This window comes from Caldithrix abyssi DSM 13497 (assembly GCF_001886815.1).
Lineage (GTDB): Bacteria > Calditrichota > Calditrichia > Calditrichales > Calditrichaceae > Caldithrix > Caldithrix abyssi.
The window spans coordinates 2344714-2360369 of sequence record NZ_CP018099.1 but is presented as its reverse complement, the minus strand read 5'-3'; the positions used below and the strand labels follow the sequence as shown (position 1 = coordinate 2360369).

The 15656-nt window shown below is 46.9% G+C and carries 9 protein-coding genes; all 9 read right to left on the bottom strand.

Annotation, left to right across the window (positions count from 1 at the left end; all coding sequences use genetic code 11):
• Window positions 1–463 precede the first annotated feature (463 nt).
• Window positions 464–2026, bottom strand: a complete 1563-nt coding sequence (locus Cabys_RS09195) for a transglutaminase-like domain-containing protein (RefSeq protein ID WP_006930060.1) — start codon at window positions 2024–2026, stop codon at window positions 464–466.
• A 67-nt stretch (window positions 2027–2093) separates the two neighbouring features.
• A complete protein-coding gene (locus Cabys_RS09190; protein ID WP_006930059.1) occupies window positions 2094–2777 on the bottom strand; it encodes a GDSL-type esterase/lipase family protein in 684 nt (227 codons plus the stop codon).
• 46 nt (window positions 2778–2823) lie between these two features.
• Entirely contained in the window at window positions 2824–4677 is a 1854-nt protein-coding gene (locus Cabys_RS09185) for an FAD-dependent oxidoreductase (protein ID WP_006930058.1), read from the bottom strand.
• A gap of 90 nt (window positions 4678–4767) precedes the next feature.
• A complete protein-coding gene (locus tag Cabys_RS09180) occupies window positions 4768–7518 on the bottom strand; it encodes a PAS domain S-box protein (protein ID WP_006930056.1) in 2751 nt (916 codons plus the stop codon).
• Between the two features lie 1156 nt (window positions 7519–8674).
• Window positions 8675–9715 carry a glycoside hydrolase family 5 protein gene (locus tag Cabys_RS09175; protein ID WP_006930055.1) on the bottom strand — a complete coding sequence of 347 codons (1041 nt, stop codon included), beginning with the start codon at window positions 9713–9715 and terminating at the stop codon, window positions 8675–8677.
• Window positions 9712–9915 (bottom strand): hypothetical protein, encoded by a 204-nt coding sequence (locus tag Cabys_RS09170; RefSeq protein WP_150109371.1) that lies wholly within the window; start codon window positions 9913–9915, stop codon window positions 9712–9714. Before Cabys_RS09170 ends, Cabys_RS09175 begins: the two co-directional genes overlap by 4 nt.
• 33 nt (window positions 9916–9948) lie before the next feature.
• Window positions 9949–11610: a sodium:solute symporter family protein gene (locus Cabys_RS09165; RefSeq protein ID WP_006930053.1), complete on the bottom strand. Its 1662-nt coding sequence runs from the start codon at window positions 11608–11610 to the stop codon at window positions 9949–9951.
• A gap of 215 nt (window positions 11611–11825) precedes the next feature.
• Entirely contained in the window at window positions 11826–14075 is a 2250-nt protein-coding gene (locus Cabys_RS09160; protein WP_006930052.1) for a glycoside hydrolase family 3 N-terminal domain-containing protein, read from the bottom strand.
• A gap of 14 nt (window positions 14076–14089) precedes the next feature.
• Entirely contained in the window at window positions 14090–15637 is a 1548-nt protein-coding gene (locus tag Cabys_RS09155; protein WP_006930051.1) for a hypothetical protein, read from the bottom strand.
• Between the last annotated feature and the right edge of the window lie 19 nt (window positions 15638–15656).

The following is a 15656-nucleotide window of genomic DNA, read 5'->3' as shown; positions in this document are numbered from 1 at the left end:
GACAATCCCTTAAAGATTTAGCAACAGGTATGCTTATTAAGCATTTGTTTGGCAGAAAGGAGAAAGTCAAGTCTAATTTTTTGTGTAAATTCTTTCCTGACAGGAGACTGGTGTAAGAGAAATTGAATCTAAAAAATTAGAATATTTTTACTCTGTGGAGACGCTCCATCAATGCCTTTTCTGTTTCATTCCCCACAATCTTAAGGTGTCTGGCGCAATTGTTTTAGGAATACTTCTTTCGTAAGGTCTGCTCCCCCCTTGCGAGATGCGACTATTTTTGAATTACCTTAGTGATTGAATAGTTTAAGATTCTTCTCCTTTTTTCATGGTGGAAGAATTTACTTTCACCAGCTCGCGAAGATTAACGCGAATTTTTTTATTTTTTTTGCTATTATCTGCAAAATTTGCGTGAAAAAGGATGGTTATTTGATTACAGCTCCGCTACATTGGATAAAATTCCTTTTTAATACCACACTTGTTCCCCGTCCCTGTAAATAAAGATGCGTTCGTACTTTTTGGAGCCTTTTTTAACCAGCCAGTACAACGCATTGGACGGCGCTTTTTCAAAAACCAGCGGTTGGTTTTGCCGCACTTCTTTCGTTCCCAACGACTGCCAATCTCCGTCCCAGAAAAACAGTTCATACGCAGCGCCGTTTTCCAGAAAACTCTTCTTTTTACTATCCGTGGCCTGGGTGGTTATGCGCTTCATGGTGGAGATCAACTTGAGCGTTGCGGTGGACGCCGTATCGGGAATCAATTTTAAGATGTTGCCGGATTTCTGCAGGATAAAGGGCGGGCCTGCCGGAACAATCGTTTGATCCAGATAATAAGCGGGAAGATAGGCGAGATCCTTTCCCATATCGGTAAATACAGCTCTGTCCTCTTTAATTTCCGCCCAGTGAATGGCCTTCCATTCGCCGCTGTTAAAGACGCACAAATAAGCAAAACGAACGGAATCGGGTCGTTCTTTTTCCAGAGTTAATTCCACATTTGCCGTGGGCACGTATTGAGTTGTCACATCAATGTAGCTTTTGCCGGCCAGCCAGCGTGGTATTTTACGGCGGTTTTTTACTTTAAAGATTAAATTCTCTTTATGATGTTCAAACGTTTTGCGATAGACTTTGGCGATACGGTTGGGTAATGAATAAGCGCCCGGATTAAACAAGCCTCCCATAAAAGGAATAGCCCGACCGGAAGGATCGATTAAGGCATTCCAGGCGTGATTGTTGGCCGCGTCGGCCCAGTAAGGCGTGTAATCGCTGGTTACGGCCAATCCATTGGCCCGCATGGCAAAAATGGCCAGGTTGGCCATATCTTCGCAACGGCCCATCTTATTTCTTAACATTTCCTTTAAACCCTGATCGGTGGGATGCCGGTAAAATCGATCATCAAACTTAAACCACGACTTTAAGTCGTTATTAATGGCCGCGGCGATCTGCGCCACATCGTTTGAAGAAGCGAATGCGGAGTCGAGCCATTGGTATTTCTCATAAAAATAGCTGCGCCAATCTTCCAGCGGTTCGTTACTGCCCCGATACGGCAAAATGTAGCGGCAGAACTGCTCAAAAGTCAAAAACCGCGCCCACGGCTTTTTTTGCCATGCTTCAAAAGCCAGATCAATATTGCGGATCAAAAATTCGCTTTTGATGACATGTAGGTCTTTAATAAACTCCTTTTTTTCAAAATCGAGTTCGCCACGGATGGCGGCAATGGAATCCCAGGCGGCTACCATGGTCCTGTAATCCGGATAATCCAGAACATTAAATGCTACCTCGTTGCCGGCCGTGTCCTTAAGCGTGTAAATAAAATATCCTTTATCGGACATGTTGCCTATTAAATAAAATGCGGCCTTTAATTTCAAAGAATCGCCCGTCTGGCGGTAATGCTCCAGCGTCTTTTCCAGTTCCCCACGATTGGGGCCGGCCAGTTCAAGCGCCTGGCGCACTTCTTCGGGATAGGGATGTTGGGCGCAACGCGTAAAAAATGCAAAACTGAATAAAACCGAAATAATAACAATTGCTTTCATGGTGCCTCTTTTTTTATTGCATAGATTAGCTTACTCTACTGGATCGACTCACCTTTTGAATGCCATTTCAATGGTTTAGTATATTTAAGATGGGACTCAAACGGGCGTTCCACTTCTGGTAGCCCTTTTCATTCAAGTGCAAACCGTCTTCCATGAAAAACGTGCTATCTGGCTTACCGGAGTCGTCCAATAAAACGGATGCCGTATCAACATATTTGAGCATTGAATCTGCAGCGCAAATATTGCTGATGACCTGATTCACCTTTTGCATGGCCGGCCAGAAATTCCAGCGCAACAACGATGGCTTAATGGGCAAATAGATGATTTTTGTAAAGGGCAGGTCTTTTTTAACCTTTGCCACAAAGGTCTTAAAATCGGCAACCGTCTGTTCCACCGATTTTCCCGCTGCAATATCATTGTCGCCGGCGTAAAAGACGATGGTTTGCGGTTGGTATTTTTTAACCAGCTTTTCGTAATAGAACAAAACATCGGAAATGTGCGAACCGCCAAAGCCGCGATTAATGACCGGTATTTCCGGAAAGGCCAGATGCGTTTTCCACAAACGAATGCTGGAGCTACCGATAAAAAGAACGGCCTTTTGCGGAAAGCTATTCTTTTGATCGTAGCGGATAAAATGATCAATTTCCTTAACAAAGCGTTGCGGATCGGGATCGGCAACACTTTGTGCCTGAACGAGTCCCGGTGCGATAAGCAAGAACAGGATTAAACCTAAAAAAGAAGCTCTGTGCATTTTAAAGATTCTCCAAAAGTTTATGTTTTACACGCTGGTTATTTTTTCATTCAAAAAATAACGGCTTTTTAAAAGGCTGGAACAAATGGTCGATCAAATGCGCAAATACAGAGCGCGTCATAGGTTCCTTGGGGTAAAATAATTCCTTTTCGAAATCGATCCACGGCGCTCCCAGATTTTGAGCCAGAATAAAATCAACGGCTAAATCCTGCACATCGTTTAAAAACAGATTAACGCTTTCTTTTGGCGAGCCAAGCGCCTGCCAGATCATACGCACGCCCTCCTGGCGCGTTAAGGAATGCTCCAGGTTTTCCGGGAAATGGAGATCATTATTTACCTTAAACTCCGGATTCAACGCACTTAAGGCCTCAACCGCCTCCCGGGCGGTAACAGGTTTCTCGGGAAAGATGTAAAATTCGTTAGCCCAGTCGCTTGCTTTACCCTGCCCTTTTAAAAGTCCGCACAGGGCAACGCGCTGCAACGATTTAAACGCCCAGTGCTCGGGCGTGACGTCGGTAAAGGGCATCAACCACATTCCGGCTTGCAAAAGCGTTTCCTGCAGTTCGCGCACATTCAATTTTTCTACCGGCCGATCTTTCTCAACGGCCAGCGCGGCAGCGGCGCCGGCCGCCTGACCGATCTGCATGACAACCGGCTGCAGGCGCGTGCAGCCGTTCACCATGTGCGTGACGGAGATACTCTTTTCTGCTGCAATTAATCCTCGTACTTTTTGTGGAATCAGACAGGCAAAGGGCACATTGAAAGCCGGAATGGGCGCATATTCTTCATCAACCGCAATGCCCGCTTTGTCATGGTGATGATCCAGCGGATAGTTCCCTACGGCAATGCCCTGCTGGTAAAGTCCTGCGGCCTCTGCGGAATAGGGATGCAAAATATATTGCAATTTCAAGGTTGATTTACCGACAATTCTTCGACCTTCGCGGATGTAGGGAATGAGCGCCAGGCGATCCGACGTCGGAAATTCATCGTCGGCCAGGCCCAGATTTTTAAAACCCAACTGCTGCTGGATGAAGTACACAAAACGCAAAGTAACGGCTTTACTCTTTTCGATTTCGGCCAGCCGACCGGCCCGATCCATCACGGCTAAATGGGAAAAATAATCGTTGCCGTTGCGCGGCCAGTTAATCATAAACTTATCGCCGGGCAGGCGTCCGTACTCCAGCATCCTTTGGGCGTCAATTGTATTTTTCTGAAACTCATCGCCCCATTCGCGGCAACAGCCTTTAAATTCATGCGGATCGTAATCCTGCGGCCTGGAAATGGTTTTGTCCGCATCGGGGCCGTAATCTTTTAAAACGGCCACATAAGTCAGGTCCTGAACAAAGCGATCTGCTTTTGCAGGAGCGCCGGGTTCGCCGGTTTCGGCCGCGCTTTCGCGACCGTAGCGAAATTCCGCGCCGCTCAATGCGATAACGTCGCCATATTCCGTGGCGTCGATCGTGTAAAGGGCGCGAATTTCCATTTGCTGCTTTTGATCGTTACTAAAGCGCACGCCCATAATTCTGTCTTTTTCCATTAAAACTTCTACAGGAAAAAAGCCATGGAATAGATGCACATCTCCCGCGCTGAGCGCCATGTCGCGCAAAATGCGCTCCCCAACCTTTGGTTCAAACAACGTGTTGCTCACCCAACCGGTTTCCACCGCCTGGGGGCCGCCGTAATGGTCGTACAGTCTGCTGCGAAACTCCCCCCACAATCCGGAAGGCAGTTTATGGTTGCCGTCAATGGCCGAAACACCCGCGGCGGTCAGCATGCCGCCCAGCCAGGGCGATTCTTCCACCAGCGCCACCTTGCGTCCCATGCGCGCCGCCTGGATGGCTGCGCACACGCCGCTGGCTCCTGCGCCGACGATTAAAATTTCAGTTTTAATTTTTTTCATAAGTTTCCTTTTTCAATTTTAAATGCGCTTGCTTTAAAAAATGGATTTTATTGGCTGCAAAAAAACAGCCGATCTTTTTTTGAAAGGAACTCATTTTTGATCGAGATAATCAATCAAGTATTCTAATAACTGTTCGGGTTCGTAGGGCTTTTCGAACAACTTAATTTCATCGTGTTCTTCGATACGTTCTCTTACCTCAGGATCCAGAAATCCGCTGGTCAGAATGATTTTTAAATCGACGCGGCGTTGCAAAATTTTTTGGGCTAATTCCCAGCCGTTTAATTCCGGTATATCGTAATCCAGAATGGCCAGATCGATCTCATCCGCATGATTTTCGAAATAGGTCAGCGCCTGACGTCCCGAATAAATCTGTTGAACTCTGTAACCGTAGCGATTTAAAATGTAAGTTAACATCTTGCTCAGGAGCGTGTCGTCTTCTACCAACAAAATGCGCGCCTGGCTACCGTGACGCACGGGACTTTTCTTCTCTGTTTGAACGGTTTTTTTTACCGGCTGTTCTGCGGGGGCCGTCATCGGCAAATAAAAGGAAAAACAACTCCCTTCGCCCGGAACGCTTTTGATCTGAATATGCCCTTTAATGCTTTTAACCACGCCAAAAACCACTGACAGCCCCAGGCCGGTGCCCCGTTTTTTGGTGGTAAAAAAAGGATCGAACAAAAATTTCTGCGTCTGATCATCAATTCCGATGCCGTCGTCTTCAATCTCAAGCAGGGCCACATGCGAGATGTCGGAAAGGCGGGGAATTGATTTTATAGCCTCTTTTGAGAGGACTTTCGTTCTGATCGTAATCGTTCCCTGTGGCTTTTTAGCCTTGATGGCGTCGATGGCATTCAAACACAAATTTAAAATCATCTGCTGAATCTGGACCTGGTCAAACCGTATCCAGATCCTTTCCTCGCTCAAGTGTAAATCAAAATAGATGGCGCGCGGCGTGGTTTGCTGCAACAACTCCACAACATGCATGATCTCTTTATTCAGGTCCAATACAATGTATTTCGGCTCTTTTTTACTGGCAAAAGTAAGCAGATTATGAACAAGGTTCTTTCCGCGTTCAATGGCCTGGCGGATGAGCTCTAACGAAAAGTACAATTCGGAGTCAGGCGCCAGCGCATCTTTTAAAATGGTGTAATTGCCCAGTAAAATTTCCAGAATATTGTTAAAATCGTGCGCAATGCCGCCGGCCAGTGTGCCGATAGATTTTAATCGTTCGGCGCGCCGGAGACTTTCTTCAAGTATTTTTCGTTCGGTCACATCCCTGCCGATCCCAAAAATTACCCGCGCTTTTCCCTTTTCTTGCAGTGGAATCAGGATTAAGTCAACAACCTTTTCTCCGTCGTATCCCCGAATGCGGAATTCATGGGACGGAGGGGCTTCTCCTCTTAAACAAATCTCAAGTTGTTCTTTAAAAACGCTTCGATCTTCTTCGACGATGAGTTCAACAAAAGGTGTTTTTAAAAATTCTTCGATTTCGTGGCCGGTAATTTTCTTAAAAGCCGGATTCAATGAAAGGACTTGTCCCCCGTCATCCAGCACAAAAATTAAATCGGGCGCGATGTTAAAGAGGGTACGGTACCTTCTTTCGCTATCTGCCAGGGAGAGTTCGGCGTTTTTTCTGATTAACGAGCTAACAAAAACGCTGGAAACAATTTTTAACAGATTGATGTCTTCTGGCGCCCAGAATTTGGCCCGGCGTACCGAATCAAAACCGATAAAGCCAATTAAATTTTCGCCTTCGGTTAACGGCACCACAATCAATGACTGAATGTCCTGTTCTTCAAGAATTTCTTTTTCTGAAGACGCTTCTTCCGGCAGGGCGCTAACCTGCGGAATATGAATAATTTCGTTACGCAACAGAAACTTCATCCACCACGGCACTAACTTTGAAGGCAGGCCCTGCAAATTCTGAATTTGTGGCTCAATGCCCGGCGCGCACCATTCGTGTGTATTATCCATAATCTGTAGGTTTTCCCTGAATAAAAAAACGTAACTGCGATCGACGCCGGCATACTCGCCCACTATTTTCAAAGTTTCGTTAATACAGTCGTCCAGCTTGTACGAGGGACTCTGGGCAAACATGGAGGAGATACGGGCGATAATTCCTTCTAACATGCCCGTTTTTTTGCGCTGAAAAATGCGTTCGCTGATTTCGGCTAAATTAACGCAGGTGGCGGCCATGCCTACCGGCTTTTTTTGCCCGTCATACAGGATTCTGGCAGAAAGAATAAAATCAACTCGCTTACCGTTTCGATGCACAAAGCGCGTTTGCATCATGGGCAGGTGCGATATTTTGCTGGAGGCGTTCTGCAGCAAAAGGCGCCAGATATCGTTTTGCTCCTCGGCAACAATGGTTTGCAGAATATTTTTTCCTAATAATTGATGCGTTTCATAGCCCAGTTCGCGACATAAATTTCTGGTCATTCCCAGAAGCGCGCCGTTCAGATCGAGCGCCAGATAATCATAATCGATGCTGCCGACAATCTGCCTTAAGTAAGGTAAGAACTGTAAATTGTCGGCATCCGGGGCTGGCGAATCGACAAAGACAATTACGCCCCACTTTCCATCCTGGAGAACCGAGGCAAATACCGGCGTACGTAAGTTAACCAGAAAACCTTCCCACAGTATTTCGCGGCTCCTGGTGTGCAGACGTTCTTTAATTTGATCCATGCCGGCCAGAAAGGTCGTTATTTTTTTTCCTTTAACTTTTTCCGGGCGTTTGTTCAAAATTTGCAAAGCGCGTTGATTTACGGCAACAACCGTCAGCTCTTCCAGCTCAAACTGGAGGGCGCCCAGGGTTTTTTGTTTTAAAAAAAAGTGTTCCATAACGTCCCGTATGATTTTTTATGGTTTTTAAAATTAACTTTTTACAGGATTAAAAGCAAAAGAGATGAAGGCGCTTTAGGGTGCGAAGAGTTTTTTAAATGCGTAAATCCCGAACACTGATGTGAAAAAAGAAGCTTCCCACTCCCCCGGACCAAAATTCTGGGAAAGGGAGAATGAGGGGGTAAGGGCTACTGCGTGAAATATCGAACACCGCCGCCAGAAAACAAAAGTTAAGAGATTAAGTGGATTGGCTGACTGCTTAATCTCATAATCGCGTAGGGATGAAATGAGTAAACGGCGGAATGTAATCGCCTGATCGCCTCGTTGAGGACAAAAGCGAAACCGTTTCAACGGTTTACGCAATGTACATCGGAATAAAATCTTCCATGAATGGCTGACTGGTTGAGTTGAATGGTTAACCTAACAATCCCGAAGGGATGACATGATTATAGGAGGGTGTCTCAAAAGCGACATCAAATGTATATATATGCAAAATATAGAAAAAAGATTACAATAGCCCTCACTCCCCTTCTCCCTCTCCCGATTTTCGGGAGAGGGGGAATTAAAGGGAGTGAGGGAAAGAAAAACTTTATAAAAATACATTGTCTTTGACTTTTGGGACAGCCCCTAAAAACGGCAGAACCTAATGAACCTATCCTCTCATTGGGGACAAAAAGCGAAACCGTTTCAACGGTTTAAGCAAATGAACAATGGAGCGCCATCCTTCATAAATAGGCTCTTTTCTTCCATTTAAAACGCCTATTCCAGAAATCCCGAACACTGCCGTAAAAAAGAAGCTTCCCCTTTCTCAGACCAATATTCTGGGAAAGGGAGAATGAGGGGGTGAGGGCTAATTTGGGAAACAAGAAACTATTTTTAATTTAAACATACTTTGCGCCCTTCGTGACTTCTCTGGGTCCTCTACTGGTTACTTAAATCCCTGCAAGAATGTTTTTGGTTGCGGATGCGCTGCCCCGGGCTCAGTGCGCTCAGGAAGAGCTTGCAATAATTTTAAGGCAAACTTTTAAAAACAGGAAGACCAATTCCTGGTAACCCCAAAATCAAGTAAATCCTGCTTCAAAATGGTAAAATGATCACCGGCTTGCCCACCGGGTCTGCCCGAATGGGAAATGCTCTTTCTTTCCTTCAAACAAAACTAACGCGGAATAAGAGCCCTTAGCAAATCGTTCAACCACGAGCTACTTTGCGTATCGTAAATGCCAAATCCGGCGCAAAACTCCCAGTAGGCCCAGCTAAAGTTACGTTTTTCCGCCTCCCGCGCCACGGTTGAAGTCCACCGCACGCGCGAGGCAAAATCGGCTTTACGGTAAGCGCCGAATTCGCCCATAAAAACCGCTATGTTATGCAATGCCGCCCACTGGCTGACCCTGTCAAAATCCTTTTGTATGGCCTGTATTTCCTGAGGAGCGCCCAGCCATTTTGTACCCAACCAGGCATCACTGCCCGACACCCATTCAGCCCCCTGATGTGTAAATTGAAAGGGCTGGTAGTAATGGAAGGTTAAAATCAGGCGGTCATCATCCGGTAAAACCAATTCGTCCAGAGCGTCAATACCGCCCCAATTGGCTGTACCGATGATTACCGTTCTCAGGGGATTGGTTTTTCTGATCACAGCCAGCGCCCCGGCCAGATAGTCGTTCCACAATGCCGGGGTTAACTGATCATGCGGCTCGTTGAGGATTTCAAAAAGCAAATTTTGTGAATGTTTTTGAAAATGTTCGGCGATCTGTCTCCAGAGTGCCAGAAAGCGCTGTTTGTGCGCCGGCGGATCGGCAAACAGTTCATCGTAATGGTGAATATTGATAACGGCCAGTAAGCCATTAGCAAAGGCCTGGTTAACGGCCCAGCTAACGCGCTCCATAAAAGAGGGATCAATTGTAAAAGGCGAATCAACCTTCGCATGGGCCGACCATCTTACCGGGATGCGCACGCTATTGAATCCCGCTTCCTTAATCAGCTGAAAATATTCGCTTTGCAACACAACGCCCCAGTCGCCTTCTTTAGGAGCCTCCAGCGCATTGCCCAGATTGATCCCGCGACCAAGACGCTGGTTAATGAGGCCCGCCTCGGCCCACTCTTCCTGTTTCGCTTCCTCCTCGTTATCAAGCGAAGCGTTGCACATGGCGAAAAAGATGACAGCAAACAGGAAAAGGTAAATCCGATAAATAAATTTCACGTTTCTTCACCGTTATCTTTAATCAATAGCATAATAATGCCAAAAATGATCATAATGCCGCCCCACCACAAGTTGGGATGGGTTTCGGCCAGGGCCGTGTGCGTAACCTGTGGATTGAAATAAAGATACACACCGGTCAGCGTAATAATGCCGCCGATCAATACCATCAACAGACCGACAAAAAACCAGATCGTTTTCATTTTTGCGTTTTGCGTCATTTTGCCACCTCCATCTTACCAGAAGTAAATATTTAATAACACCAGAACCACTAATGAGATAAGAGCCCAGAATTCCGGTTTTTTCAGCAGAGGCACCGGCTGATCCACTGTTTCTTCGGTTAAACCGATCACCAATCCTACCAGTTCTTCGTCTTGCTTTTTCTTTGTGTGAAAACTAACCAAAACGGTAACGGCAAAAGTAATCAACCAGGCCCACCAGGCGCGCCAGAAGTTGGCAGCCATGTCGCTGGAAACATCGGTTAGCGTTATAACATTTTTGGCCAACCAGTCAAATTTTACGGCAATAAAAAGCGAAAACGAAGAGACCATTCCGGCCAGTAAGCCCCAGAAGGCTCCGTTTGGAGTAATCCAGCGCACAAACATCCCTAAAAGCATGGTAGCAAAAAGAGGCGCGTTTACCCAGGAAAAGATGGCTTGCATGTAATCCATAATGGTCGGCATGCTCTTTGCCCAGTAAGCCGTTCCTACGCTGAGGATAATACCGCCGATGGTCGCCGCCCGTCCCATCCATAACAATTGCTCGTCTGTCGCCTTCTTATTAATCACCGAACGGTAAATGTCATAAGTCCACACAGTGTTAAAGGCGCTTATGTTGCCGGCCTGTCCGGCCATAAAGCCTGCCAGCAGAGCCGTAACGCCCAGCCCAATCAGTCCGGTGGGATAATACCGCGCAATCAACAACGGCAAAGCCGAATCGTAATTGATTTTATTGCCGTCCTGCAGTAATTGAAAGCCGGAATGGGGATCATGCGCCAGAACATACGCGATTAATCCGCCAAAAATGACGATGAAAGGTAAGGCCATTTTGAAAAAGGAAGCGAGAATCGGCGTCATACGCGCACTACGTAAATCTTTAGCCGAAAAAGCGCGCTGAACAACCAGAAAATCGGTCGTCCAATAACCAAATGAGAGCACAAAACCAAGCCCCAGAACAATGCCGCCCCAGGTAATCATCATTCCATTTTGCGAAGCAGAGGCAGAGGTGGACCACAGAGTGTTAAAAGATTCTGGCACGCGAGCTAAAATCTCTTCCACGCTGCCAATTTCAATAATGCCCATAATGGTTACTAAAAACAGACCAAACCAGATCAAAAAGAATTGAATAATTTCCGTAAAGATGGCGGACATCAAACCGCTCAAACTGACGTAAATGGCCACTGTTAAAGCCGATGCCCACATGCTCACATCCCAGCTCCAGCCCAAAAAGGTGTGTAAAACAAGGGCCATGGCATACAGATTAATGCCGGAAACCAACAGCGTCATCACGGCAAACGAGATGGCGTTTAAAACGCGCGTTTTCTCGTCAAAACGCAGTTTTAAGTATCCCGGCACCGAACTGATTCGGCTGCTGTAGTAAAACGGCATCATGTAAATGCCAAGGAAAAGCATGGCCGGGATGGCGCCGATCCAGTAAAAATGCGCGACAAACATTCCGTATTTAAAAGTATTGCCGGTCATGCCCATCAATTCCAGGGCGCCCAGATTGGCAGAAAGAAAAGCCAGACCGGCTACCCACGAGTTGTTTTTTCTTCCAGCAAGAAAAAAATCTTCCTGTGTTTTGGTGAAGCGTTTTAAGTAAAGGCCAATGCCCAGCACAAAGGCAAAATAAATGGCAATGACGATCCAATCAATAAATGTCAGGCCTATCGCACTCATAATGAAATATTTCCTCCTGTTAAGTATTTAAATTCAAGCGCAAAAAAACGATTTTTCTTGCTGAACCAAATGAATACAGAATTTTCCATCAGCGCACCGCGACCGCATGTAATAAACGGCAGATTACCAGGGAATATGCACGGCCTTTGTCCTGCAGTTTCTCCGAACGGCGCGCAAATATCATCACCGGTGATTTTTCCAGCTATTTCTCTCCACTATTCCACCAGCTCAAATTGCGCCGTTTGATCCCCAATACGAACCTTAAAAACCCCGGGCTCGACGATCCATTGATTGTCCCTTCCCACAAAGGCCAGATCATCGGCGGTTAGAGTAAAGGTAACGACCCTTTTCTCCCCCGGCTGCAACATTATCTTTTGAAATCCTTTAAGTTGTTTAACCGGCGGGGTTACTGAGCGATACAGATCGCTTACGTACAGCAAAACGCTCTCCTTGCCGGCGCGCTCTCCCCTGTTCTCAACCTCAACGCTGATCTGCAGGGCCTCGCCTTTTTTGATTCTGGATTGGCTGAGTTTCAGGTTGCGGTATTCAAATTCGCTGTAACTCAATCCGTAACCAAACGGCCATTGCGGATCGTAACGATTGACGTCAAATTCTTTGAGATAGGTATGGTCGTAGCAAACCAGATCATTAACGTGTTTTGGATAGGTAAAAGGCAGCTTGCCAGATGGATTTACCTCTCCGAACAGCGCTTCGGCGATGGCCTCGGAGCCGTAAGGTCCGGGCAGATAAGCCATTAAAATGCCTTTTGTTTTGGGAACAATGTCGTTGATCACACGCGGCCGCCCTTCCACCAGCACCAGCACAATGGGTTTGCCGGTTCTGGCCAGTTGATGAATCAGCTCCCGCTGGACTGCAGGCAAATGCAAATCATTGATATTCCCGGGCGTTTCACAATAGGTCGCTTCGCCCAAGCAGGCAACGATTACATCCACATCTCGGGCTTTTTGAACGGCCTCGCCCATATCCTTTTGTGTTTCAATGTCAGCGCCCTGTACGTAAACCACGTTCCGCTGACCTGCTTTTTCGGTAATGGCCTGTAAGATGGTTTTATAATGCGCGGGATAATAGCGCTCGTCGTCCCCCTGCCAGGTGTACGTCCAGCCGCCATTTAAATAGGCTCTGGAATTGGCTGTGGGACCGGTAACCAGAATTTTAACATCCTTTTGTAGGGGCAAAATGTTATTTTCGTTTTTCAGTAGAGTAATGGCTTCGCGGGCGGCGCTCAGGCTAACCTGCGCAAATTCAGGTTTGCCGATCAGTTGCAGCCTTTGCGGATCGGGAAAGGGATTTTCAAAGAGTCCGGCCTGAAATTTAACGCGTAAAATGTTGGCCACAGCGTCGTCAATGCGGGTTTCGGGAACTTCGCCCTTTTTAACGAGCTGATAAAGATATTCGGCAAAGGAGAAATCAAAGGGCACCATGCTCATATCCAGACCGGCCATAACCGCCATTTTCACGGCTTCTTCGGGCGAGGCAGCCACATGGTCGCGGTCGTGCAGGCGTTTAACGTCTTCCCAGTCGCTGACGGCCAATCCTTTAAAGCCCCATTCTTCTCTTAAAACGCGCGTTAATAAAAAGGCGCTTGAATGGGCCGGAACGCCGTTGACTTCGCCGGAATTGATCATTACTGTGTAAACCCCGGCATCCACGGCGCTTTTAAAAGGCGTGAGAAACATCTCCCTCATGAGGCGTTCCGGAATCCAAGCCGGCGTACGATCGTGCCCGGAAAGAGGAAAGCTATAACCGGCGTAATGTTTCATGCAGGCCGCCACGCGATCCGCCCTGGAGATGTCGCCATCTTCGCCCTGCAAGCCCAGAATGTACGCTCTGCCCATTTCTGAAGTCAGGTACACATCCTCGCCATAGGTTTCCCAGAAACGCGGCCACAGAGGATTCCGTCCCAGCCCAAGTACCGGATTAAAATTCCACGGAATGCCGACCGCTCTGGTCTCCAACGCCGTAATTTCGCCTTCTCTGCGTGAAAGTTGCCTGTTAAAGGTAGCCGCCATGGCGATGCTCTGCGGAAAAAGCGTAGCTTCTTTGATGTAATTCGACCCGTGAATGGCGTCGATTCCGTAAAGTATGGGAATACCCAGCCGCGTTTCCTGGGTGGCCATTTTTTGCATGATGGTTATCATCTCCAGCCAATTTCGGGCTGTATTCGCCGCTCCGCCGGTATTTATGATGGAACCGATACCATATTCGACAATCGCCTGTCTTAATTTGTTCTCATCCAGGCTGTTCACAAAAGACCCGTCCGGCCGTTTCAAAGAAACTACTTCCAGGGTAATTTGCGTCATCTGCCCCACTTTTTCCTTTAAGGTCATCTGACTGAGCAAAGTTTGAATCTTCTTTTCAATTTCATCGTTTGGCGCAGAAAATAAAGAGCCTGCTGCATAAAAGATAAGCAACCAGATCGCCAGAAGTAGATGTAGTTTTTTCATCTGATTTATCTCCTTTACAAATCTTTTCCGGATTCCGGATAATCCATTTTTCTGCCATAGTCCAGCATGTTGTGCGTGGTTAGTTGCGGAAAAGAAGGCACAACCACCGGAAAGGCCTGATTGGGTTGAATGGCAAACATATCGATGCGCGTAAGTTTAATCTTTTCAAAAGCATCGGTATTAATTTCGATTTGATCCTGGTATTTTTGACGCAACTGCGCAACATAGGGATCCAGCACCTCTTTGATGATGGCCATGCCTTTTTTGCCTTTAATGTCATGCCGATCCAGGTATTGTTTTTTGTGGTAAAGCGCCAGCAAATTATCTTTCCACATCTGCTCATAGCGTTGCACTTCGGGGATTTTATCGTAGCCCCGCTCATAGGCGACCCGGGTAAGATAGTAGTCGCGAATCATATCGGCCACTGCCTGTCTGAAATGCCGGGCAAATTGGTTCTGGGGAAACTTTTTTCTCCTGAAAACCAGAGGATGGCGTTGCAAATGATCCATGAATCTTTCCACCGTCCAGGCCTGGCCATCAATGGTAAAAAAGGTCTGGCCGGCCATTTCGCCTAATTGCTCCAGGCCGTTTTTGCGCACCATCATTTCGTTATCCTTATTCCAGAATTTTTTGTTGAACATCTCTTTTTTTTCTTTTTCCGTCTTAAAATATTCTGGCCCCAGGATATTCACCAGACGCTTAAATATTTCTGGATTAAATTGAAGTTTTTTATCGCCCATTAATTGGCCGATGAATTTTTCGTAGCGGGCAATGGCCTGCCGTTCGGTGAGCTTATCTTTTACCTGTTTTAAACGATCGGCTTGCTGCTGGTCGGTTAACGCCGGATAAGAGCGCCAGCCATCGACGCGTAAAATCACGTAGCTATCGGGGGCCACTTCCAACGGTCCAATGAGCTGGCCTTTTTTAATCGAAGGCTCGTAAAGGGCCTGGTGCACCACATCCGGCTCGGGCGCATCGAATTTAATCTCTTTTTGCGGAACATTTTTCTTTGCGCTGAGCTCTCTGGCCATCTGTTCAAAGGAAATCTTGCCCACGGTCAGTTTTCGGTAAATGTCATGGGCGGTTTCATGGTCGGGACAGTTAAGAAAGGAAACACGGTACACGCGACCTGCCACGCTGTAAAGTCTGCGTATTTCTGCGGTATCTAATTTTACCGGTCTGATGCCTACTTCGTAAAACAGCCACTGACGCATGGCCTGCTCTTTTCGGCCCAATAGATATTGCTGAAATTCATGATTGTTTGTCAATTCATTATTTTCGCCGGCTTCCAGAGCCATTAGTTTTTCGGCTATGAGCGAATTGAGAACAATTTTACGATGGATGTAATTGTCGCCCCGACAGTAAGCCGGACGGATGGTGTATTCCGCTCGACGAATAAACTCGTTTACCGAAATGGTTCTGTCCTTTACACGGGCCACAAGAGTCTCTTTGTGTGTGGCCTCTTTTTTGGCGCACGAGAGAAAAACGACGATGCCAGCCAGGGCGACGCCAGCCAGGGCAAAGCCAGCCACAATTAAAATAAATTTCGAAACTCTGTTCATCGATTGATCACCTCTCCGC